Annotated in this window: 18 protein-coding genes and 1 riboswitch; of the genes, 1 reads left to right on the top strand and 17 read right to left on the bottom strand. The window is 49.9% G+C overall.

The window, feature by feature from the left end:
• Window positions 1-13: 13 nt before the first annotated feature.
• The 17 genes from ACJA3I_RS07555 to ACJA3I_RS07475 all read right to left on the bottom strand — a co-directional run bounded on the left by ACJA3I_RS07555 (window position 14) and on the right by ACJA3I_RS07475 (window position 17,800).
• On the bottom strand, window positions 14-808 hold the full coding sequence (locus ACJA3I_RS07555) for a YihY/virulence factor BrkB family protein (protein ID WP_458862001.1): 795 nt from the start codon (window positions 806-808) through the stop codon (window positions 14-16).
• 49 nt (window positions 809-857) lie between these two features.
• Complete coding sequence (locus tag ACJA3I_RS07550; protein ID WP_458862000.1) at window positions 858-1,361, bottom strand: nitroreductase family protein; 504 nt, start codon at window positions 1,359-1,361, stop codon at window positions 858-860.
• 558 nt (window positions 1,362-1,919) lie between these two features.
• A complete protein-coding gene (locus tag ACJA3I_RS07545; protein ID WP_458861999.1) occupies window positions 1,920-6,275 on the bottom strand; it encodes a PolC-type DNA polymerase III in 4,356 nt (1,451 codons plus the stop codon).
• On the bottom strand, window positions 6,272-7,324 hold the full coding sequence (gene ispG / locus ACJA3I_RS07540) for a flavodoxin-dependent (E)-4-hydroxy-3-methylbut-2-enyl-diphosphate synthase (RefSeq protein ID WP_458863832.1): 1,053 nt from the start codon (window positions 7,322-7,324) through the stop codon (window positions 6,272-6,274). Before ispG ends, ACJA3I_RS07545 begins: the two co-directional genes overlap by 4 nt.
• 26 nt (window positions 7,325-7,350) lie before the next feature.
• Window positions 7,351-8,379 (bottom strand): M50 family metallopeptidase, encoded by a 1,029-nt coding sequence (locus tag ACJA3I_RS07535; protein ID WP_458861998.1) that lies wholly within the window; start codon window positions 8,377-8,379, stop codon window positions 7,351-7,353.
• A gap of 13 nt (window positions 8,380-8,392) precedes the next feature.
• Window positions 8,393-9,544, bottom strand: coding sequence for a 1-deoxy-D-xylulose-5-phosphate reductoisomerase (gene dxr, locus ACJA3I_RS07530; protein WP_458861997.1), 1,152 nt, complete (start codon window positions 9,542-9,544; stop codon window positions 8,393-8,395).
• 22 nt (window positions 9,545-9,566) lie between these two features.
• Window positions 9,567-10,382, bottom strand: a complete 816-nt coding sequence (locus ACJA3I_RS07525) for a phosphatidate cytidylyltransferase (RefSeq protein ID WP_458861996.1) — start codon at window positions 10,380-10,382, stop codon at window positions 9,567-9,569.
• On the bottom strand, window positions 10,382-11,128 hold the full coding sequence (locus tag ACJA3I_RS07520; protein ID WP_458861995.1) for an isoprenyl transferase: 747 nt from the start codon (window positions 11,126-11,128) through the stop codon (window positions 10,382-10,384). The genes ACJA3I_RS07525 and ACJA3I_RS07520 overlap by 1 nt, the downstream gene beginning before the upstream one ends.
• A gap of 87 nt (window positions 11,129-11,215) precedes the next feature.
• Window positions 11,216-11,767 carry a ribosome recycling factor gene (frr, locus tag ACJA3I_RS07515; RefSeq protein WP_458861994.1) on the bottom strand — a complete coding sequence of 184 codons (552 nt, stop codon included), beginning with the start codon at window positions 11,765-11,767 and terminating at the stop codon, window positions 11,216-11,218.
• Between the two features lie 5 nt (window positions 11,768-11,772).
• Window positions 11,773-12,501, bottom strand: a complete 729-nt coding sequence (gene pyrH / locus ACJA3I_RS07510; RefSeq protein WP_458861993.1) for a UMP kinase — start codon at window positions 12,499-12,501, stop codon at window positions 11,773-11,775.
• 226 nt (window positions 12,502-12,727) lie between these two features.
• Window positions 12,728-13,651 carry a translation elongation factor Ts gene (tsf, locus tag ACJA3I_RS07505; RefSeq protein WP_458861992.1) on the bottom strand — a complete coding sequence of 308 codons (924 nt, stop codon included), beginning with the start codon at window positions 13,649-13,651 and terminating at the stop codon, window positions 12,728-12,730.
• A gap of 112 nt (window positions 13,652-13,763) precedes the next feature.
• Window positions 13,764-14,555: a 30S ribosomal protein S2 gene (rpsB, locus tag ACJA3I_RS07500; RefSeq protein WP_458861991.1), complete on the bottom strand. Its 792-nt coding sequence runs from the start codon at window positions 14,553-14,555 to the stop codon at window positions 13,764-13,766.
• Window positions 14,556-14,704: 149 nt separating this feature from the next.
• On the bottom strand, window positions 14,705-14,989 hold the full coding sequence (locus tag ACJA3I_RS07495; protein WP_458861990.1) for a YlmC/YmxH family sporulation protein: 285 nt from the start codon (window positions 14,987-14,989) through the stop codon (window positions 14,705-14,707).
• Between the two features lie 57 nt (window positions 14,990-15,046).
• Window positions 15,047-15,592: an energy-coupled thiamine transporter ThiT gene (thiT, locus tag ACJA3I_RS07490; protein WP_458861989.1), complete on the bottom strand. Its 546-nt coding sequence runs from the start codon at window positions 15,590-15,592 to the stop codon at window positions 15,047-15,049.
• 53 nt (window positions 15,593-15,645) lie between these two features.
• A riboswitch (TPP riboswitch) is annotated at window positions 15,646-15,752 on the bottom strand.
• A gap of 86 nt (window positions 15,753-15,838) precedes the next feature.
• Window positions 15,839-16,270: an ACT domain-containing protein gene (locus tag ACJA3I_RS07485; protein WP_458861988.1), complete on the bottom strand. Its 432-nt coding sequence runs from the start codon at window positions 16,268-16,270 to the stop codon at window positions 15,839-15,841.
• A gap of 11 nt (window positions 16,271-16,281) precedes the next feature.
• A complete protein-coding gene (locus tag ACJA3I_RS07480) occupies window positions 16,282-16,536 on the bottom strand; it encodes a hypothetical protein (RefSeq protein WP_458861987.1) in 255 nt (84 codons plus the stop codon).
• A 229-nt stretch (window positions 16,537-16,765) separates the two neighbouring features.
• Window positions 16,766-17,800 (bottom strand): PTS transporter subunit IIC, encoded by a 1,035-nt coding sequence (locus ACJA3I_RS07475; protein ID WP_458861986.1) that lies wholly within the window; start codon window positions 17,798-17,800, stop codon window positions 16,766-16,768.
• 202 nt (window positions 17,801-18,002) lie between these two features.
• Here ACJA3I_RS07475 and ACJA3I_RS07470 point away from each other — a divergent pair, with 202 nt between their 5' ends.
• Window positions 18,003-20,969 carry a phosphodiester glycosidase family protein gene (locus ACJA3I_RS07470; protein WP_458861985.1) on the top strand — a complete coding sequence of 989 codons (2,967 nt, stop codon included), beginning with the start codon at window positions 18,003-18,005 and terminating at the stop codon, window positions 20,967-20,969.
• Window positions 20,970-21,039 lie beyond the last annotated feature (70 nt).

Raw genomic sequence — 21,039 nt, 5'->3', positions numbered from 1 at the left:
TCATACCTTTCCATTAAAAATTCGTTTGCTCTTCTTTCTCGACCAACAGAATATGATTTAAATGGCCGCCCATGATCAAAATGATGCCGCTCATATAGAACCAGAGCATCAAGATCAAAAATGCGCCCAGGGAACCATACAACACAGAATAATTGGCGATATTTGCAACATAGTAAGAAAACAGGTAAGAAATCATGCTCCAAACCACCACAAAGAAAATGCCGCCCGGCATGGCCTGACGAAATTTCAGCCACTTGTTGGGAACGATTTTATAAAACAGCGTGGTGATCAAAAACAGATAAATCGGGGCGATGATAAAGCGCAGAAGATTCCATATTTTAACGAAAGCCATAGGGATGGAAAACACCCCGGCCAGCAAAGTCATCAGGTTTTCGCTCAGCAGGATCAGGCCCAAAAGCAAATAGATCGATACCAGCAAAACCACGGTGACCAGCATGGAAACCAGAAAGTTCAATTTATGCTGATGCTGCAGGCGATAGGCCCCGCCGATGGAAAGCATCAAAGAGTTCACCGCACGCGAAACAAAATAAATCGTCAGCACGATCCCCGCATACAGCAGAGTATTCGCCTTTAGACCCGCGATATAAAGAATATAATCTTCAATAAGGCCGATGACCTGCGCGGGCAAAAGCATGGAAAGGCGCTCGGTCAGATCGATCGCCGATAAATTGAATGAATTGATGATGAGATTCAAAAAAATCAGCGATGGGAAAAGTGAAAATAATAAATAATAAGAAAGCTCGGCAGAAGAACGCGCCACATGATCTGTAAAATACCGGCGGATCATTTGGCGGATCACCTGCAGAAGAAATTTAGCCTTTGATCGAATCATTTCCCTACCAGACATTATAATGGATCTTTCCTTCTAAATCTCGCTGCGGCCGATCTGCCTTCTGCTGAGGATACCCCACCGCGATGCCGCAGAAGGGTTCTATTGAATCCGGTAATTCAAATAATTTTTTGATATCCGCCTGGCGCTGAGAGCAAGGCGGAAGCCCAAGCCAGCAGGTTCCCAGCCCCATTTCTTCGGCAGCCAGCAGAATGTTCTGCGTGGCGGCGGCGCAATCTTCCAAATAAAACCATTCCCCCGCCTGGCGGGCCTTATCGCCGCAGACAAGGATCATCAGCGGCGCTTGCTGCAGCATGGTGGAATAGGGGTGTATGGCTCTGAACGCATCCAGTTTTGCGCGATCATCGCAAAGCAAAAAATGCCACGGCTGGCAATTTTGGGCCGACGGCGCATAAGAAGCCGCTTTTAAAAGCAGGCGGATCTTTTCTTCTTCCACCGGCTGATCCAAATATTTACGAATGCTTCTCCGGTTCATAATCGTTTCCAACATAGATGTCACTTCCTCGTTTCATACATGAGAGCTTCCCGCTCTTTTGGCATCTTTGAAACTTTTATAAAAATAGGATGCCCATTCTTCCCCGTTCATGTTGAAACATTGAGAAAGAATGCTATTTTTAAGACATGAGCCTCTTCTCGGTGTGAGCGCTGTTCGTGCGGCGGCGCCATGGGGTCATTCTGTTCTGCCGGCCTCAAATTATGTCGATTAATTATGGCATGAAGGATCATCTGAGGATCTTTTTCAAAGGTCATCCTGAAATTTTCACAGCGGGCCGCGACCCTGGCGATTCGCGCACCGCCGCTTTCTCATTACGCTGCGTTCATTATAGCATGAAGAATAATAAGAGAACCTTTTTAAAGGTCATGCTGAAATTTCCGCAGCGGGCTGCGCCCTTGGCGCTTCGCGCCCCTTTGCTTCGCAATGTGCTGCGTTCATTATAGCACAGGCCGATTTTATGCACAAGAAAATCTGTTGTTTAGGCGCTGAATCTTTTTAATTCGGCAAAAAACAAGGGCGCCGCGCGATCGGTGCCCTTGTTTCCTGTCTTTTTTATAAATTGCCCAGCATTTCAAACAGATCGACCTGGTTGCTTTTTGGGATTTCTTCCAAAGCTCCATATTTATCTAGGGTTTCAATCACGCCCTTTGTTACTTTGGGGCAGCGCAAAATGATATCTTCGCCCGACATGAACTTGCCCTTTTCGCGTTCCGCAACAATATCCTTCGCGGCTGCTTCGCCCAAACCCGGCAAAGATGTAAACGGCGGGATCAAAGTGTTCCCTTCGATCAAAAAGTGGCTGACATCGCTGCGATAAAGGTTGATCGGTTCAAACTTGAAACCGCGGCGGTAAAATTCATGCACGACTTCCAAAGTGGTTAAAGCGTCTTCTTCGGCGGCGGTTCGCTTTTCCTGCTGCTGCAGGCGGCGTGTGGTTTCCATCACAAGGCCATCGCCCTTCGTCATGGTGGAAGCATCAAAGCCGCTGGCGCGGATGCCGAAATAGGCGCTGTAAAAAGCCATCGGCAGATGCACTTTAAACCAGGCAATGCGAAACGCCATCATCACATAAGCCGCCGCATGGGCGCGCGGGAACATATACTGGATCTTTTTGCATGATTCGATATACCAATCCGCCACACCATGCTCGCGCATCAATTCTTCCCATTCGGGCTTTAAACCGCGGCCTTTACGAACGCTTTCGGAAATTTTAAAAGATTGCTGCGGTTCGATCCCTCGATAGATCAAATAAGTCATAATGTCATCACGGACGGAAATAACCTCTTTCAAAGTCGCATCGCCGTTTTCGATATAATCCTTGGCATTATTGAGCCACACATTGGTGCCATGGGATAAACCTGAAATGCGCAGCAGTTCATCAAAGGTGGTGGGCTGTGTGATCTCCAGCATACCGCGCACAAATTTTGTGCCAAATTCTGGGATCGCCACCGCGCCCGTTTTGCCAAAAGAACCGTCATCGTCGATCTTCAAGGGTTCAAGCGAAGTGAAAATTTTCATGGTATCGGGGTCATCCAAAGGGATCTCACGCGCGTTCACGCCGGTCAGGTCTTCCAAAGCGCGGATCATCGTGGGATCTTCGTGACCAAGCATATCAAATTTCAGCAGATTCTGGTCGATGGAATGATAATCGAAATGCGTTGTAATAATATCTGTGTTCGGGTCATCCGCCGGATGCTGCACCGGGCAAAATTCATAGATCGAGCGATCGGAAGGCACAATAATCAGCCCGCCCGGATGCTGCCCTGTGGTGCGCTTAATGCCGGTGCATCCCACCACCAACCGGTTTTCTTCCGCCCGGTTCATCACGATCTGGCGTTCATCGTTATATTTTTTCACAAAGCCATACGCTGTTTTATCTTTCACCGTGCCGATGGTTCCAGCTCTGAAAACATGGTCTTCCCCAAACATCCGAATCAGCTCGCGGTGTGCCCGGCCCTGATATTCGGAAGAGAAATTCAAATCGATATCCGGGGCTTTTTCGCCGTTGAACCCCAAGAATGTGGCAAATGGAATATCGAACCCATCTTTGATCATTTTTGTGCCGCAGATGGGGCAGTCTTTATCGGGCATATCCACGCCGCAGCCGTATTTGCCGTCGCCCGGGAAGATGGAATGTTTGCAATTGGGGCAGCGGTAATGTGCGGCCAGTGAATTCACTTCGGTGATCCCCGTCAGATAAGCCGCAAAAGAAGAACCCACACTGCCACGGGAACCCACCAGGTATCCATCTTCAAGCGATTTTGCCACCAGCTTCTGGGCGATCAGATACATCACATCATAGCCGTTGTTGATGATGGGGTTCAGCTCTGCGTTGATGCGGTCAGTAATCAGCTGCGGCGGCGGATCGCCGTAAAGCTCTTTTGCTTTTCTGTCGGCCATTTCTCTAATTTCTTCAGCCGAGCCTGGGATAACAGGCGGGCAGTAATCCTCAGGAACAGCCTTGATTTTTTCACACCAGGATGCAATTAAATTGGTGTTTTTGACAACCACTTCATAAGCCTTTTCACGGCCCAGATAAGAAAATTCGTCAAGCATTTCCTGCGTGGTCTTAAAATAAAGCGGCGCCTGCTTATCCGCATCTGAAAAGCCCATGCCCGCCATCAGAATCGCGCGGTATTGCGCGTCTTCCGGCTCCATGAAATGCACATCGCCCGTGGCCACAACGGGTTTATTCAGCGCGGCCCCCAGCTTTACAATGGTCCGGTTATATTCGCGCAGCTGGTTTTCATCTGCCGCCGTTCCGTTTTCGATCATAAAATGGTTATTGCCGATGGGCTGAATTTCAAGAAAATCATAAAACGAGGCAATCTCCTTCAATTCACCCCAAGGTTTCCCTGCCACTACAGCGCTGAAAAGTTCACCGGCTTCACAGGCAGATCCAATAATCAGCCCTTCTCGATATTGCTGCAAAACATCGGCGGGGATCAGCGGATGACGGCGATAGTATTTTAAGTGAGCAAAAGAAACCAGTTGATAGAGATTTCTCAGCCCTTTTACATTTTTAACGAGCAGGATCATATGATAAGATTTCAGATTGCGTGGATCTTCTTCCGCGCCTTTTGCCACATCCAGAGCTCTGTTGATATCCATCACCGTTTCTACGGCGGCTTTCGCCTTGAGCAGCTCCAGCAGATGCAGATAGATCTTTGCCAGAACGGCCGTATCATCTTCTGCGCGGTGATGATTAAAGGTGAACCCCAGTTCATCGGCAATGATATTCAGCTTGTGGCGTTTCAGCTGCGGCAGCAGCACCCGCGCCATTTCCAAGGTATCGATGGCGCAGAATTCTTTTTTGATCTGGAAGGTTTCGCAGGCCGCGCGCATGAAAGAAACATCAAAAGAGGCGTTATGGGCGCAAAGCGGCCGATCGCCCGCAAAGGCCAGAAATGCCCTTACAGCTTCTTCCTGCCCCTGGGCATCCTCTACCATGGAATCATCGATGCCTGTGAGCTTTGTGATCTCATAAGGGATCGGCCCGTCGGGCTTGACATAAGTATGAAAGCTTTCGCGCTGCACGCCGTCTGAAATAATGATGGCAGCGATTTCGATGATCTGGCAGGTTTTTGGATTTAAGCCCGTTGTTTCAATATCAAAAACAACTGTTTCGCCATCGATGGCGGTTTCGCAGCTGCCCGTTACAGCGTGGCTTTTAGCAATATTATTGACAAAATAGGCTTCCACGCCATATAAAATTTTGATTTCCTGCCCTTTTTTCTCAAGATCCTCCGCCGCATGCATTGCATCGGGGAATGATTGTGTTACGCCGTGATCGGTGATGGCAATGGCCTTATGGCCCCATCGTGCGGCGGTTTTCACCGCTGTCTTGGTGTCGCACAGACCATCCATCGTTGACATATTGGTATGTAAATGAAGCTCTACGCGTTTGTCGGCCGCCGTATCCTGACGAAGTTTCTTCTTTGCGGTGACCACCGCCGAAGGAGAAACCACAATATCTTTTTCCCACTGGGAATAGCTGGCCATCCCCTGCACCATCAAGTAGCTGCCTTTTTTGATATTATCCGTCAAGGGCGCGGCTTCCTCATCCGGCAGCACTTTCGTGCAGCGAAGCGAACCGCTTCCATCTGTCATATCAAAGGTAAATACGGTTTTCCCTTTGGCGGGCAGTTTGCGGATATCCGTGAAAAACACTTCGCCCTGCATGGCGATCTTGCCGGAATCCATATCGATATCGGCCATGCGCTGGATGGCGCGCTCCACCGGTTTGCCAAAAATAATTTCGCCGTCATCATTCTTGGGCTTATAAACAGGGCCATCCGGCTTGCGTTTTTTCTCCCAAGGCTTCTTCTGTGATTCGTTTTCTGATGAATTTGCCCTTGCCGGGGCAGAAGCCGCCTGTCCGGCCAATTGTTTGGCCGCTTCTTTCAGTTCCGCTTCCCGTTCTTTGGCAAAATCCTTTTCATCGTCTTCTTCACCGATCAGCTGTAACGGCAGCGGAATGCCGGCCACACGGTTCAGATAATCATGCAGCTCTCTTTCAAGCGATTTAACGCGCATCATCCACTGGGCGGCAACATGAAGCTGCAGCTGCCCGTTGTCTTTTTTTAAAACTGCTTTTTGAAAAGCCACCTGCAATGAAGGGTATTGATTTGCAAGATGGTTCAAATGATATTGCAGCAGCTCATCCGTGATCTGGTCTGAAGTGAAATTCAGCTCCAGCCGCGCATGAGATAGCCCATAAGCACGGCGAATCCCTTCTTCCGCAGCGGTGATGAACGCATCGGGAACAACAGAATCCACCGTAAGATGGGCAATCAGCGTATTCTCATTTTTATCGGCGCAAAGCTTGTCTACCGCGGCTTTGCAAAGCGGGGAATCTTTAAAATCGCATTTGGGGAATACCTGGCAAAAGGATGGGGCTTCGCTCATAGTTTTTCACCTGTCAGTTTCGATACTTCCAGAGCCAGCGCTTCAACAATTTCTTCAGCGGGCACTTTATGCAGAATTTTACCTTTCGAAAAGATCAGGCCTTCCCCATTCCCACATGCTACGCCCACATCCGCCTCGCGCGCTTCGCCGGGGCCGTTGACGGCGCATCCCATCACGGCCACAGTGATTTTGGCTTTGACACAAGCAAGGCGGCGTTCCACCGCTTCCGCAATCGGAATCAGCGCAACCCTCGTGCGCCCGCAAGTGGGGCAGGAAACCAAGGTGACGCCTTCTTCATTCATGCCCAGAGCCTTTAAAATGTTTTTTGCCGCAAAGATCTCTTCCACGGGATCTGCCGTAAGCGACACACGAATCGTGTCACCAATGCCATCAGGCAGCAATGCGCCAAACGCCGCCGCCGATTTCAAGGTGCCCATATAGCGCGTTCCGGCTTCTGTGACCCCTAAGTGCAGCGGGTAATCGGTTTTCTCGCGCATCAAACGATAGGCTTTGATATTTGTTTTGACATCGGAAGATTTCATCGACACGCAAATATCATCGAAATTGCAATCGTTCAGCAGGCGGATATGGCCCAAGGCGCTTTCCACCAGAGCTTCCGCCGTAGGTGCGCCATATTTTTCCAATATCTCTTTTTCCAGCGATCCGCCGTTCACACCGATTCGAATGGGAATACCCGCGCTGCGGCAGGCATCCGCCACGGCCTTCACCTTTTCGGACGAACCGATATTGCCGGGGTTGATCCGTATTTTATCCGCACCCAAAGCGGCGACTCTCACAGCAACCTTATAATCAAAATGGATATCCGCCACCATCGGCAGCGGAGAAACCTTTTTGAGTTTTCCAAATACTTCAGCCGCTTCTTCATCGGGAACGGTAAGACGAACGATTTGACAGCCTGCTTCGGCCAGCGCCTTGATTTGCGACAAAGTCGCTTCATAATCGGTCGTTCTGGTGTTTGTCATCGACTGAATGGAAACAGGCGCACCGCCGCCGATGGCCACATTGCCAACGGTGATTTGTTTTGTCATGTTCATAAGATATCCCCCCAAACTATTTAAGCCAATAATCTTGCGATATCGTTATAGGTGATGAAAATGAACAGGCCTATCAGCAAAACAAAGCCCGCCATTTGAACGATGCCTTCATATTTGGGCGGAACCGGCTTGCGCCGAATTGCTTCGATGAGCAAGAACAAGATCTTTCCGCCATCCAGCGCCGGAATCGGCAAAAGATTCATCACCGAAAGGTTGATCGCCAGAAACGCCACAAAATACCACAGATCCAAAGCAGAGGTTTTCGCCCTCTCGCTGATCTCGTTGGCGATGCCAACGGTTCCCATCATGTCATTTCTGCCCACTTTGCCCTGAACGATCTGCTTTAAGCCCAGCGTGACCGATTGCACAAAGCTTGCCGTGTTGCGGAAACCATAAGAAACTTTCATTCCCGCCGTGGCTTCTTTCACCTCGAACGAAAGCCCATATAAAAGCTTGCCGTTATATTCCTGTTTTTCGATGGGGATATCTTTCAGCGTGACCTTTTCGCCATTTCGTTTCACGGTGATATCATAGGGTTTTCCCGCGCCTAAAGTAAGCCCGGAAAGAATATCGTTATAGATAAAAGCGTGCACATCATTGATTTTAACAATAGTATCCCCTGCCATCAGCCCGTTTTCGCCCTGATAAGGGAAACCATCCGCAAAGCCCGATATCTGAGTGGTTCCGATGGATTTCGCGGGAACCAGCAAAATAAAGATGATGACGAGCCCCATGATGAAATTCATCAAAGAGCCGGCAAAGGCGATCAGAAAACGGCTGTGCAGCGGCGCGGCATTGAAGCTGCCCTCTTCATTTCCCACTTCGTTGCCTTCTTCATCATATTCCCCTTTCATGGCCACACTGCCGCCCAAAGGCAGCAGACGCAGCGCATATAAGGTACCTTTATATTCCTTTTTCAGAATTGCGGGGCCAAAACCAATGGAAAAACGATATACCGTCACCCCGGATAATTTAGCGGCAATAAAATGCCCCAATTCATGAATCATGATAATCAAACCGAAAACGAGAATTGCGATTACGATCGACACGAACAAATCACCCCTATTTCAGAATTGATCCGCCCCATTGATAAGCAAAGCTGCGCGCTTCACGATCCGCAGCAAACACTTCTTCCAAGGTCGGATTTTGTATAAAGCTGCAATGCTTTACAGCACCATTTACCAAGCCGTAAATATCGGTAAAAGCGATTTTACCTTTCAAAAACAGTTCCACGGCCACTTCATTGGCGCCATTGATCACCGCGCCCATGCTGCCGCCTTTTCTGCACGCCTCTTCACATAAAGCAAGGCAGGGAAACAGCGTTCTATCGGGCGGATAAAAGGTCAGCTGCCCGACTTTGCATAGATCCAGCGCCGGCCAGGATGCCGCCCCGCGATCCGGCCAGGTGGCCGCATATTGGATCGGCAAGCGCATATCTGGCAAAGAAAGCTGCCCAATGATGCAGTTATCTTCAAATTCCACCGCCGAATGGAGAATGCTTTCACGATGGATCACCACTTCGATTTGCTCTTGTCTGGTTTCAAACAGCCAGCATGCTTCAATTTCTTCAAAGCCCTTATTCATCATTGTAGCCGAATCGATCGTGATCTTATTCCCCATCGACCAGTTTGGATGTTTTAAGGCATCTGCCGCAGTGACATGTTTAAGTTCATCTTCTGTTTTTCCAAAAAACGGGCCGCCCGAAGCCGTTAAGATCAGCTTCTTGATCTGGTCATGCCGATGGGCGCCCAGCGATTGAAAGATTGCCGAATGCTCGCTATCCACCGGCAGAACTGTGCAGTTCTTTTCCTTTACACGCTCCATTACAAGGTGGCCCGCGCAGACCAAGGATTCTTTATTTGCCAAGGCCAGTGTGCTTCCGCTTGCAACGATCGCCATCGTGGGCCCCAGCCCGGCGATGCCGACAAGCGCGTTAAAAGCGATATCCACTTTTTCTGAAGCGATCTGCAAAACACCTTCCGCCCCCGATAAAACCGTGATATCCATATCACGCAGGCGCTCTTTCAGCTCTGCGGCGGCGGTTTCTTTTGCGGCCGCCACATATTCCGGCCGGAATTCGCGGCATTGCGCTTCCAGCAGATCGATGCTGCTGTGCGCCGCCAGCCCCTTCACCCGATATCCTTTTTCACGCGCCACAGAAAGAGTCTGTGTGCCGATAGAGCCTGTGCTTCCCAAAACAGAAATTGTTTTCATGCCAAGCGTGCCCTCCTGCCTGTTAAAGGATCTTTGTAAAATGCAGCATCACTTCGAAAAGCGGCGCGGTGAAAACCACGCTGTCGAAACGATCGAGAATCCCGCCATGCCCGGGCATGATTTTTCCGTAATCTTTGATGCCGGTATTGCGCTTGATCAGAGAAAGCGAAAGATCGCCGATCTGCCCGGCAATCGCTCCGATGGTACCCGCAACGATCAGCAGGATAAAATCGGGCTGTGTATCAAAAAAGTGCGCGGTGACAATGCCATAAATCAGCATCCCCAGAATGCCGCCCAAAATGCCGCCCACAGCGCCTTCGATGGTTTTCTTAGGGCTGATGGCGGGGGCCAGCTTATGTCTGCCGCAGATCATTCCCACCGTTAAGGCCATGGTGTCGCTGCACCAGGCGGCGACAAAAGGCAGCAAAACAAAAATTCTGCCATAAGAACCGTTGTGCACCAGAATGCGCACCACGGAAGAAAGCATATAAGGGATGATGATCGTTCCCAGATAAGCTTTTGCGATTTCTTCGAAATGCACGGTTTCATGGTGGAAAATACCCCACAGGAAAACCAAAAGCGTGAAAGCATAAATGATCGGCAAAACAATATATGCTTCAAAATAAGAAGTCAACACCGGAATGGCGGCCGCTGTCAGGCAGCACATCCACAAAAGCGCGCTGCCTTTTTTCAGCACCTTTGTTTCGCCCAGAAACTCATAAGCGGCAACACCGCAAATAAACGCAAACGCGGCAATAGCGGCCACCGGCGGCATGAAATATACCACTAAAATAAAGATCGCTATGCCCACAACGGCAGAAATGATACGAGTTTTCATTAGGAAAGCCCCCCAAATCTTCTATTGCGTTTTTGAAACGCGGCAATTGCTTTGCGCAACTCGATTTCATTAAAATCAGGCCATAAGGTATCGGTAAAATAAAACTCGCTGTATGCGCATTGCCACAACAGAAAGTTTGAAATGCGAAGTTCTCCGCCCGGGCGGATCAGCAAATCTACCGGCGGAACATTTCCCGAATAAAGCGCCTTTTCCAAGGCATCCTCCGTGATCTCTTCTGTGGATCGGGTGCCGTTCACGCATTCTTCCGCAAGCAGACGGGCCGCGCGCACAATTTCATCGCGCCCACCATAGTTAAGGCAGATATGAACGCACATCCCCGTGCATTTTTTTGAAATTTCGTCTGTCTGACGAATCAATTCTTTTAATTTTGGGGAAAGCACCGACAGATCGCCCCAAAAAGAAAGGCGAATATTGTTTTGTGTGAGCTCTCGGATGGATTTTTTCAGATACTTTTCCAAAAGAGCCATAATTTCGTCCACTTCATCTTGCGGCCTGCTCCAATTTTCGGTTGAAAAGGCATAAACCGTCATGTGTTTTACGCCCAATTCAGCTAAAATCTCTGCGCTCTGATGAAAAATCTCACTCCCGGCCGAATGCCCGGCTTTCCGCGGCAGCCCACGCTTTGTGGCCCACCTTCCGTTGCCATCCATAACAATGGCCACATGCTGAGGAATCTTCTCTTTATCCAAGGGAATGACTTCCTCTGCGGTTTTTGTAAACAGCAAAAAAACACTTCCTGTCGCACAAAGGGCAGCGCTGATGCAACGCCGCCCTTTTGTTTCTATATAGTATTAGCAAAATTTGCGAAAATCTTAGATAGCCAGCAGTTCTTTTTCTTTCTTTTCGGCTGCGGTTTCCACCATTTTCACATATTTATCGGTCAGCTGCTGAATATCTTTTTCAATATCTTTCAAATCATCTTCGGTGATCTCAGATTTTTTCTTCAGCGCTTTATAATCGTCCATCGCATCACGGCGAACATTGCGCACCGCGATTTTGGCTTCTTCATCATATTTTGTGACTTGTTTGATCAGTTCTCTTCTGCGCTCTTCCGTCAGGGGCGGGAAAGAAAGACGGATCGCTTTGCCATCGTTCTGGGGGTTGATGCCCAGTTCCGAAGACTGGATCGCTTTTTCAATGGCCTTCAGCATATTGCCTTCCCAAGGTTGGATCAGCAGTGTTCTGGGATCGGGGGAAGAAATGGTGCCGATTTGCTGAACAGGTGTGGGAACGCCATAATAATCCACCACGATCTGGTCTAAAACGGTTGCGCTGGCGCGGCCTGCGCGAATCGTGCCAAACTGATGCTCGAGAACCTCAAGCGTTTTTTTCATCTTGCTCTCATACTGTTCATACTGACTCATAATTTTTACTCCTCACCTAAAATTACCGAGCCGATCTGCTCGCCTTTTAATACCTTTAATATATTTTCCGGTTCTTTAATGGCAAAAACCAAAACCGGAATATTATTATCCATAGAAAGTGAAGTGGCTGTGGAATCCATTACCGCCAAACGGTTGCTCAGAACTTCGGTATATTTGATCGAACGGATTTTCTTTGCCAGCGGGTTTTTAGCGGGGTCGGAATCATAAATGCCATCGATATTTTTGGCCAGAAGGATGGCATCCGCGCCGATTTCAGCCGCGCGCAGCGCCGCCGCGGTATCTGTTGAAAAGAAGGGGTTGCCCGTTCCGCAGGCAAAAATAACGACTCTGCCCTTTTCCAGATGACGGATCGCGCGCAAACGGATATAAGGTTCCGCGATTTTTGTCATATCGATGCCGGTTTGAACGCGCACATCAACGCCTTCTTTTTCAAGAACATCGGCAAAAGCCAAAGCGTTGATCGTTGTGGCCAGCATCCCCATATGGTCTGCGCGGGTGCGCTCCATATTCTTGCCGTCTTTCAGCCCTCTCCAGAAGTTGCCGCCGCCCACCACGATGCCGATCTGAACGCCCAGATCCACACACTGACGCACGACTGTTGCAATTCCATCGAGCACTTCGAAATCGATTCCTCTGTGGCTCGGGTCTTTTTCACCGGCCAGCGCTTCGCCGCTTACTTTCAGCAGAACACGCTTATATTTAAGATTTTCCATGATAAGCCTCCATAATGGATTTACCTATATTTTAAACTATTTCCTGCGTTTTGAAAAGCCGTAATTCTCTTATTTTCAAATAATTCATTTCTTGAAAACTTGCTTTCTTTCGGTTTAGAAAGCAGATCTCTTTCGTGCATTGTTCTCTTGGGGCAAAAATATTCGGGTAAACATACGAAAAAGATCTAACGGGAAGGCCGTTAGATCTTTTTCAACCTTAACAAATTTATTTATTTGTCATTGCTGCAACTTCAGCTGCAAAATCATCTTCGCGCTTTTCCAAGCCTTCGCCTTTTTCAAAGCGAGTGAAAGCGGCGATGCTGACTTCTCCGCCCAGTTCCTTTGCCTTGGCAGACAGATACTTGGAAACGGAAGTCTTGTTTTCTTTTACGAAAGCCTGATCGACGAGGCAGTTTTCTTCATAGAACTTATTGATTCTGCCGGCAACAATTTTTTCAGCAACAGCGGCGGGCTTGCCTTCGTTGATGGTCTGAGCCAGCAGGATTTCTTTTTCTTTTTCCAAAACTTCGGCGGGAACATCCGCGCGGTTGAGGTAAGAGGGATTCATTGCTGCGATCTGCATGCAGACATCATGGCCCATTTCTTCAACAACGGGGTTGCCCTTCAGGTTGTCGGAAACATTCAGCGCAACCAGAACGCCGATTTTGCCGCCCATATGCATATAAGCAACATTGGTGGTATTGGCATCATAACGAACGAAACGGCGCAGCTGCAGGTTTTCACCAATGGTCAAAATCTTTTCGCGCAGCATTTCTTCAACAGTCAGGTTGCTTTCGGGATATTTCACAGCCTTCAGTGCGTCCACATCGGCGGGGTTTTCTGTAACGACCGCGATCGCCAGATCGGAAACGAACTTCTGGAAGGTTTCGTTTTTCGCAACGAAATCGGTTTCGCTGTTTACTTCCACCATTGCGCCAACGCCGCATTCGGGGCATACGGCAGCATAAACCATGCCTTCGGCAGCGATTCTGCCCGCTTTTTTAGCGGCAGCTGCCAGGCCTTTTTCACGCAGGAATTCAATTGCTTTATCATAATCGCCATCAGAAGCAGACAGTGCCTTTTTGCAATCCATCATGCCGGCGCCTGTCTGTTCGCGAAGATTCTGAACATCTTTTGCTGTAAATGCCATTTTAACTTCCTCCATTATCTATCATTTGCAGGTAAACTGCTTCTCTTTTTTCAAAAAACATTCCTTATGGTATAAAAGCCCGCGGTTACCGCGGGCTTAAATAAATCAAGTCTTATTCAGCCGCGATTTCTTCAGCGGTTTTAGAGGCTCTCTTTTGAGGTGCTCTGGCTTCTTTTGCTTCGCCTTCAGCCATCACAGCTTCGTCTGTAACATTCAGCTGTTCGCCCTGTCTGCCTTCCAGCACAGCGTTGGCCATGGTCTGGGCAATCAGTTTGATGGCGCGGATCGCATCATCGTTGCCGGGGATCACATAGTCGATCTCATCAGGATCGCAGTTGGTATCGACAATAGCAACAATGGGAATATGCAGCTTGCGAGCTTCAGCAATAGCATTCTTTTCTTTTCTGGGGTCGATCACGAACAGAGCGCCGGGCAAACGCTTCATTTCCTGAACGCCGCCCAGATATTTTTCAAGCTTTTCGATTTCGAACTTCAGCTTGATAACTTCTTTTTTCGGCAGCAGGTTGAAAGTGCCGTCTTCTTCCATCTTCTTCAGCTGATGCAGACGATCGATGCGGCGACGCATTGTCTTGAAGTTGGTCAGCATGCCGCCCAGCCAACGAGCGTTAACATAGAACATGCCAACTCTTTCGGCTTCTTCTTTCACAGCTTCCTGAGCCTGCTTTTTGGTTCCGACAAACAGAACGCTGTCACCGTTTGCGGCAACATCGCGAACGAAGAAATAAGCTTCTTCCAGCTTTTTAACGGTCTTCTGCAGGTCGATGATGTAGATACCGTTTCTCTCAGTAAAGATATACTGAGCCATTTTGGGGTTCCATCTTCTTGTTTGATGGCCGAAGTGTACGCCTGCTTCCAGCAGTTGTTTCATAGATACGACTGACATTTTTTTGTCCTCCTTTGGTTTTGAACCTCCATTGCGCTCATCCTTTGTGCGGCCCTGCGAAGGGCACCTGCACGCCGTTGCACAATGTGTGATTTTGCCTTGATATAATATCACAACCATACAATAAAAGCAAGTTATTTTTCTTTTTTTCAACCGTTTCCCCGTTTTCGAACCATTCGGGGCGCAAAACCGGCCTCCACACCGCGAACAAGGATATAATCTTCCCCTACTTTTTCGATTTTATCCCACGGGATATGCAGATCTTCTTCCCGCCCTAAAAGCCCCAGCGCCCTGTTGCGCCCGGGCACGATCAAAGAATTCACCTGCCCGGTTTCAAGGTCGATCTCCGCATCATAAACATAACCGAGGCGGGCGCCGCTTTGCAGATCGATCACTTCTTTATAACCCATATCAAAAATGCGACAGCTTTGCATAATAAAACCTCCCCCGCTCATTGATGGATATGAGCCATAGGGGGAGGTTATGCCGCATTATTCGGGTATTTTTACATATTTGACCAGAAGAGAAACCACGATCACGGAAATAATGGTTTCCGGCAGCATATAAGAACCGTTATAGGTCAGCGAGAACAGCCATGCCGGAACGGAAGGGTCGCCGCTGCCCCAGATGATCAGGCCGGAAAGATAATGGGCGACAAAGCGAAGAACACAGACGCAGGCGGTTGCCACCGCGGCGCCCAGAACCTTTTTCTTGCCGAAAAGCTTTGCGAACAGCGGAGCCAGGCCGAGGCCGCCGAAGGCGATCACATAATCCAGCATCACCACCGCGGCGAAAGAAATGAAGTTGGGTGTTGGCGGGGGATAAAACCCAATCAGCATCTGCATCCCCGCATAGACCACCGAGGTGAGCAGCCCCCATGAAGTTCCGTTTCTCAAGGCGATGAAAATGATCGGCACCATGCTGGCCGCGGTCACCGAACCGCCGTTTTGCAATTTAACGATCTGCACCATGGAAAGCACCGTTGCCAACGCCACCATAATGGCGCTTTCTGTCAAGCGCTTTGTTGTGTTGTGCATTTTTACTTCCTCTTTTCATAAAAAAATCGCGGGCATATTCAATGCCCGCGAAAAAAGTCTTTATCCATACTTCCTACGCTGGCATTACCCAGATCAGGTTGAAGGGTTGAAATCCATCAATTTCTCTCAGCCGGCCGCGCCAGCACCCCTGTTTACTTATATTTATAGTATAGTCTTTTTTCTCTTTTTGTCAATCTTTTTAGACATACTGTGGCTGATTTTTCTTGATCCCTTGCGCTGTTCCGCTTAGATTTCCTTCACTTTGATCACGCCATCGATGCCGAGCAGGCTGATCTGCAGCTGGGCCAGCGTGATCTGCTGATTCAATTTGATCGAAATGGTCACGGGCGCCACCCCATCGGTGGGGACATTCTGATTAATGGTGATCACATTGGCACCCGCGCTGTAGATACAGCTGAGAACGGCCGATAAGATGCCCGGCTGGTCTTCCAGCGAGAAATACAGCGTGACCATGCTGCCGCGCATTTCAAGATCATATTCTTCCACGCTGTCTTTATATTTATAAAAGGCGCTGCGTGAAATGCCGCAGGCCCGGGCCGCCATGGTGGCGCTTTTCACCTTGCCCTTTGCCAGCATTTTTTTAGCCTCGACCACTTTTAAAAATACATCCGGCAAAACGCGGCTGTCGATCAATAAATATTTATTCTGCTCTGCCATAGGCTTCTCCTCTATTCTTCAATAACATCATTGGCCAAAGCTGCAATCTGCGGCAGCAAACCGCGATGATCGGGTTTGGTATCGCGCAGCACATCGGCATCTTCATCGCCAAGATCGCCCCAAACCGAAAATCTGCCGTCATCCTGCACGACCACTTCCAGCGCTGTATATTTCATATAATCATTTTCATTAAAATCTTCGCGCTCGCCGAATAAAACTTTGATTGTCTGAAGAACGCGGTCTTTTCGGTAAAGATATCGTTTCACGGGCCATTTCCTTTCCCTTTTTGGTGGTTCTGATAGAATTCTAAGCTTTTTCGCTCTGCTTTTCAAGCTTTATATGCTATATTTTTTGCTCCTTTTGCAAAACCATCCCAAAGATCTTCGGAAAAAAGGAAGCCGAAACGCAAAATCGACTGATGCCTTTTACGGTTTCTCGGCATCCCGTTTTGCGTTTCGGCTTTTAAAATTCTGTTATCTCATCTTTTTTGAAAGGTCAAACATCTAACTTCATATAACCGTCTTTTACCCAGCCCAGCTTGCGCAGCATCTGGTTCACGCCAAGCGCCACCAGCGCAGGAAGAATGAAATGCACGCACAGCATAGTGATGATCGCCGTCATATTGCCGACCTTCGGGCCCATCACAGTGATCATCGTCAATTGCCCCACAAGGCCGCTGGTGCCCATGCCGGCGCCGGCCGGGATGTTTTCCATGCCCAAAAGCCATGCGCTCACAGCGCCGCAGACGCCGCTTGCAACCGTGGGGGCGATCCAGATCTGAGGATGGCGCATAATATTCGGCACCTGCAGCATGGAAGTGCCTATTCCCTGCGAGATCAGGCCGCCGACGCCGTTTTCACGATAAGAGATCACCGCAAAGCCGATCATCTGCGCGCAGCAGCCCGCTGTTGCCGCGCCGCCTGCAAGGCCTTCCAGCCCCATCATGATGCATAAGGCAGCCGAGCTGATGGGCAAAGTCAGCACCATGCCCACGATGATGCCCACGATAATGCCCATCGGCAGGGGGTTCAAAGTGGTTGCCTGGTTGATGAACTGGCCCAGCAAAGTCATGAAATTCTGCACATAAGGCCCGACGAAGTTGCCCGCAAGGCCGCCCGCCGCAATGGTGATAAAGGGCGTGACGATAATATCCACCGGTGTTTTTTTTGAAACCAGCTGGCCCAGTTCGGCGCCCACCACCGCGCCGACATAAGCGCCAACAGGCCCGCCGCTGCCGCCGCCGGCCGAATAGCCGATTGCGCCGCAGGCCGCCGCCGAAAAGATCACCAGCGCATCCGCTTTCAGACCATAAGCGATGGCAACGCCGATCGCCGCGCCGATAACCGGTGATTTAGCGCCCAGAACTTCGGTGATCGGCGCTAAAAATGAAAAAACAGGAAATTTGGAAAGCTGGGAAATAATCAGCCCGATGATCAATGAAGCAAACAGCCCCAGCGCCATCGAACCCATTGCCTGCACAAAATACCGATTGAAAATCCTGGAAAAAACATTCTCACTCTTTTTTGTCATTTTTTCTTCCCCCATCTCAACTTCAGCAATCTCTTCACAAATTGTTCACATTTGTTCTAAATGATACCATATATTCTCATTATTTCAAGAGAATTTTTACAATCCGCGCTTTTTTTGTCACTTATATCCACTTTCATTTTCGTTTTGATATGTTATGATTGTAAAAGTTACCTGTCCACCTCTGATTTTGAAAGGAGTCTCCATGAAAAAAGTCTGGCAGCGTCTCATCTCATTTTGCTGTGTTACAGCGGCACTCTGTTCCCTTTTGCCGTCGGCAAACGCCGCAACGGTTTCCTTCAACGACACTTATGCGATAGCAAACGGTCTGAATTACACCGCGGCTTCTTCCGAAAACGGAACCGTTCGGCAGCAATCCTTCCGAATGGAATATACGCCCGGCGGCGATATTGCGCCCATCGTTGCTTATGGCAGCAAGCTTTACGGAAAATCAACAATCAATGAGGTTGTTTCTTATTTAGAAAAGCAGGGCCAAAGCGTGTTCGGCGCGGCAAACGCCGATTTTTTTGTGCTTTCCACCGGCCTGCCCAATAATCTGGTCATCAACGAAGGCCGCCTTGTCAGTTCCGACGGCGCGTGGAACGCCGTTGGCATCACCAAAGAGGGCCGTGTTCTTTGCGGCACCCCCGGCATGGCGATCAGCCTTTATTCCGCCACAACGGGCAACTACCCGATCTATGCCATCAACAAACAACGCACCGACGCAGGCATCTATCTGCTCAATAGCGATTTTTCAGGCTATACCCGCAGCACAGGCAGCGGCACGGATGTTTTGCTGCGGCCGCTGGATAGCGACCCTTTGCAGGTGGGCAAGCCAAAACAGTTTGAAGTGGTTTCTGTCAATGCCGTCAACGGCTCTGTTTCTTTCGATGAAAATTTATATGTTCTGACCGCTTCCGATGTCTATAGCAGCCGCGGTTACACCATTTCTTCTCTGCGCCCCGGCGAAGTGGTCACCTTAAGCAATTCTGTAACCGACCAGCGTTTTGAAAATCTGGCCTATGCCTGCGGCGGCGGCAACATGATCATGAAAAACGGTTCGGTTGTCAGCGGTCTTTCTTTCGATCGTCAGCCGCGCACGATCCTCGGCGTTCGCAATGACGGCAGCTGTGTTTTGATGGTGCATGACGGCCGACAGGAAATCAGCCAGGGCCTTACTTTAAAAGAAGCCGCGCAGCTGCTGGCTTCTCAGGGATGCACAGACGCCATCAATCTGGATGGCGGCGGCTCTTCTGCCGAAGTGGTGCGCCTGCCCGGTTCCGTTTCGCCCGAAGTGGTCAACAGCCCTTCCGATGGTTCTCTGCGCGCCTGCGCCAACTACTTATTGTTCGTCAACACCGCGCCGAAAACCGGCGAAGAAAGCGGCGCTTTTGTTTATCCCCACAATATTGCCGCGCTCAGCGGTTCCCGCATCACTTTGCAGGCTAAAACCTTTGATAAGCATTATTATCCCGTGGCTTCTTATTCTGAAAACTTCACCGTTGCAAACGCCGAAAACAGCATCGCGGGCAATGTTTTCACCGCCCCCGCCGCTGCCGGCGAATATTCCATCGGCTGGGAACACGGCGGCACGCAGGTGACCCCTTCGGTGATCACGGTTTATGAACGCCCCGACCGCATTGTGGTGAAAAACAAAGGTTCGACGGTCACTTCTCTCAGTTTGAACCCTTCGGCAAGCGTCGATCTGGATATCGACGCCTATGCGCAATCGAGGATCATTGCCGAAACCGATGATCTTTTCCAGTGGAGCGTGACCGGCAACATCGGCACCATCAGCCAGGACGGCGTTTTCACCGCCGGCAAGACCCTCGGCCTCAGCGGCGATATTGTCATTCGCCATAAGGATTTCACCCAGACGATTCCCGTGACCATCGGTCAGAAGCCGAAGATCCTTGATACTTTCGAATCGGAAAGCAACTGGAACGCTTCGAGCGATTTTCAACAGATCAGCGGCACTGTTTCGCGCACCGAGAAATTAGAAAATGTGCGTTACGGCAATTATGCGCTGGCCCTGCAATATCAGGCATCCGCCATGGATGACGGCTCTGTACAGACCGTTTCCTATCACGCGAATTATCCCATCAGCATGGCCGGTTTATCCAATGTTACCGCTTTTTTGAAAGCTTCCCCCGAAAAGCAGATCCTCTTTGATTTTGCCATGGGTGACGGCACGATCCAGCAGCGGGCGGCTTATGCATCTTCCAATTGGAGCATGGTAACGGCGGCTGTTCCCTCGGGCGCGGTTTCTCTGCGCGGCTTTACCATTTCCTGCCCCGGTGAAGAAACGGGCACCGTTTATGTGGATCAGCTGATCGGCTATAGCAGCACCGTTCAGCCCGATACGCAAGGCCCTGCTCTCACTTTGCAGGCCGCAAACGGCGCGCTGAATGCTTCCGCCCTGGATGCTTCCGGATTCCTGCTTTCTTCCAAAGATCTTTCGCTGAACCTCGACGGCAGTGCTTTGGCGTTCCAGTATGATCCGCAGTCCGGCGCCATCAGCGCGGCTCTGCCCGATCTTTCCGCGGGCCTTCATCGAATCACCCTGACCGCCTCGGATTATTTCGGCAATATCAGCCGCGCCAGCATCAATGTGGGCCCCGGCTTTGCTTCCACTCCATTTAACGATCTGGACAACGAATGGTCGAAAGATTACGCCGAATTTTTGCGGCAGAAAGCCGTTTTTTCCACCGACAGCTCGTTTATGCCCTATCGCCGCACCACCAATGAAATGGCTGCAACGCTGCTCTCGCGCTATCTGGGGCTGGATACCGCGCAATATGCCAATGTGAAGCTGCCCTACAGCGATGTTTCCTCCATCTCTTCCTGGGCGCTTCCCCATGTGCGCGCCCTTTATGCCAAAGGCATTATGATTGGCGGCGCCGACAGCAGCGGCAAATCGGCGTTCTTCCCCGGGCAGGATATTTCGCGCGCGCAGGTGATGACTTTGCTGGGCCGCGTGGTGGGCCGTGGGTTTGCTTATTTGCCCGTATCATTCGATGATGCCGCCCAGATCCCCGCGTGGGCTTCCGATCATATCAACTGCCTCACTTCTCTGGGCGTGATCTCGGGCTATGGCGGAACCAATTCCGTCATGCCGCTCAACCCCATCACCCGCGGCGAATTTGCTTCTCTCTTATTTAAACTTTACTAAATTCGATCATTTTTCTCTTAAAAGACCGGTGCTGTTTCCGCGGCGCCGGTCTTTCTTTTTTTACAGAGCA

The organism is Acidaminobacterium chupaoyuni (genome assembly GCF_047936785.1).
GTDB lineage: Bacteria > Bacillota > Clostridia > Oscillospirales > Butyricicoccaceae > Acidaminobacterium > Acidaminobacterium chupaoyuni.
This window is presented reverse-complemented; position numbering and strand designations above follow the sequence as displayed.

Excerpts from the sequence above, each read along its gene's own strand:
- ACJA3I_RS07555 (WP_458862001.1), bottom strand. The coding sequence starts at position 808 with ATGATCCGCCGGTATTTTACAGATCATGTGGCGCGTTCTTCTGCCGAG.
- ACJA3I_RS07550 (WP_458862000.1), bottom strand. The coding sequence starts at position 1,361 with ATGTTGGAAACGATTATGAACCGGAGAAGCATTCGTAAATATTTGGAT.
- ACJA3I_RS07545 (WP_458861999.1), bottom strand. The coding sequence starts at position 6,275 with ATGAGCGAAGCCCCATCCTTTTGCCAGGTATTCCCCAAATGCGATTTT.
- ispG (WP_458863832.1), bottom strand. The coding sequence starts at position 7,324 with ATGACAAAACAAATCACCGTTGGCAATGTGGCCATCGGCGGCGGTGCG.
- dxr (WP_458861997.1), bottom strand. The coding sequence starts at position 9,544 with ATGAAAACAATTTCTGTTTTGGGAAGCACAGGCTCTATCGGCACACAG.
- ACJA3I_RS07525 (WP_458861996.1), bottom strand. The coding sequence starts at position 10,382 with ATGAAAACTCGTATCATTTCTGCCGTTGTGGGCATAGCGATCTTTATT.
- frr (WP_458861994.1), bottom strand. The coding sequence starts at position 11,767 with ATGAGTCAGTATGAACAGTATGAGAGCAAGATGAAAAAAACGCTTGAG.
- pyrH (WP_458861993.1), bottom strand. The coding sequence starts at position 12,501 with ATGGAAAATCTTAAATATAAGCGTGTTCTGCTGAAAGTAAGCGGCGAA.
- tsf (WP_458861992.1), bottom strand. The coding sequence starts at position 13,651 with ATGGCATTTACAGCAAAAGATGTTCAGAATCTTCGCGAACAGACAGGC.
- rpsB (WP_458861991.1), bottom strand. The coding sequence starts at position 14,555 with ATGTCAGTCGTATCTATGAAACAACTGCTGGAAGCAGGCGTACACTTC.
- ACJA3I_RS07495 (WP_458861990.1), bottom strand. The coding sequence starts at position 14,989 with ATGCAAAGCTGTCGCATTTTTGATATGGGTTATAAAGAAGTGATCGAT.
- thiT (WP_458861989.1), bottom strand. The coding sequence starts at position 15,592 with ATGCACAACACAACAAAGCGCTTGACAGAAAGCGCCATTATGGTGGCG.
- ACJA3I_RS07485 (WP_458861988.1), bottom strand. The coding sequence starts at position 16,270 with ATGGCAGAGCAGAATAAATATTTATTGATCGACAGCCGCGTTTTGCCG.
- ACJA3I_RS07475 (WP_458861986.1), bottom strand. The coding sequence starts at position 17,800 with ATGACAAAAAAGAGTGAGAATGTTTTTTCCAGGATTTTCAATCGGTAT.
- ACJA3I_RS07470 (WP_458861985.1), top strand. The coding sequence starts at position 18,003 with ATGAAAAAAGTCTGGCAGCGTCTCATCTCATTTTGCTGTGTTACAGCG.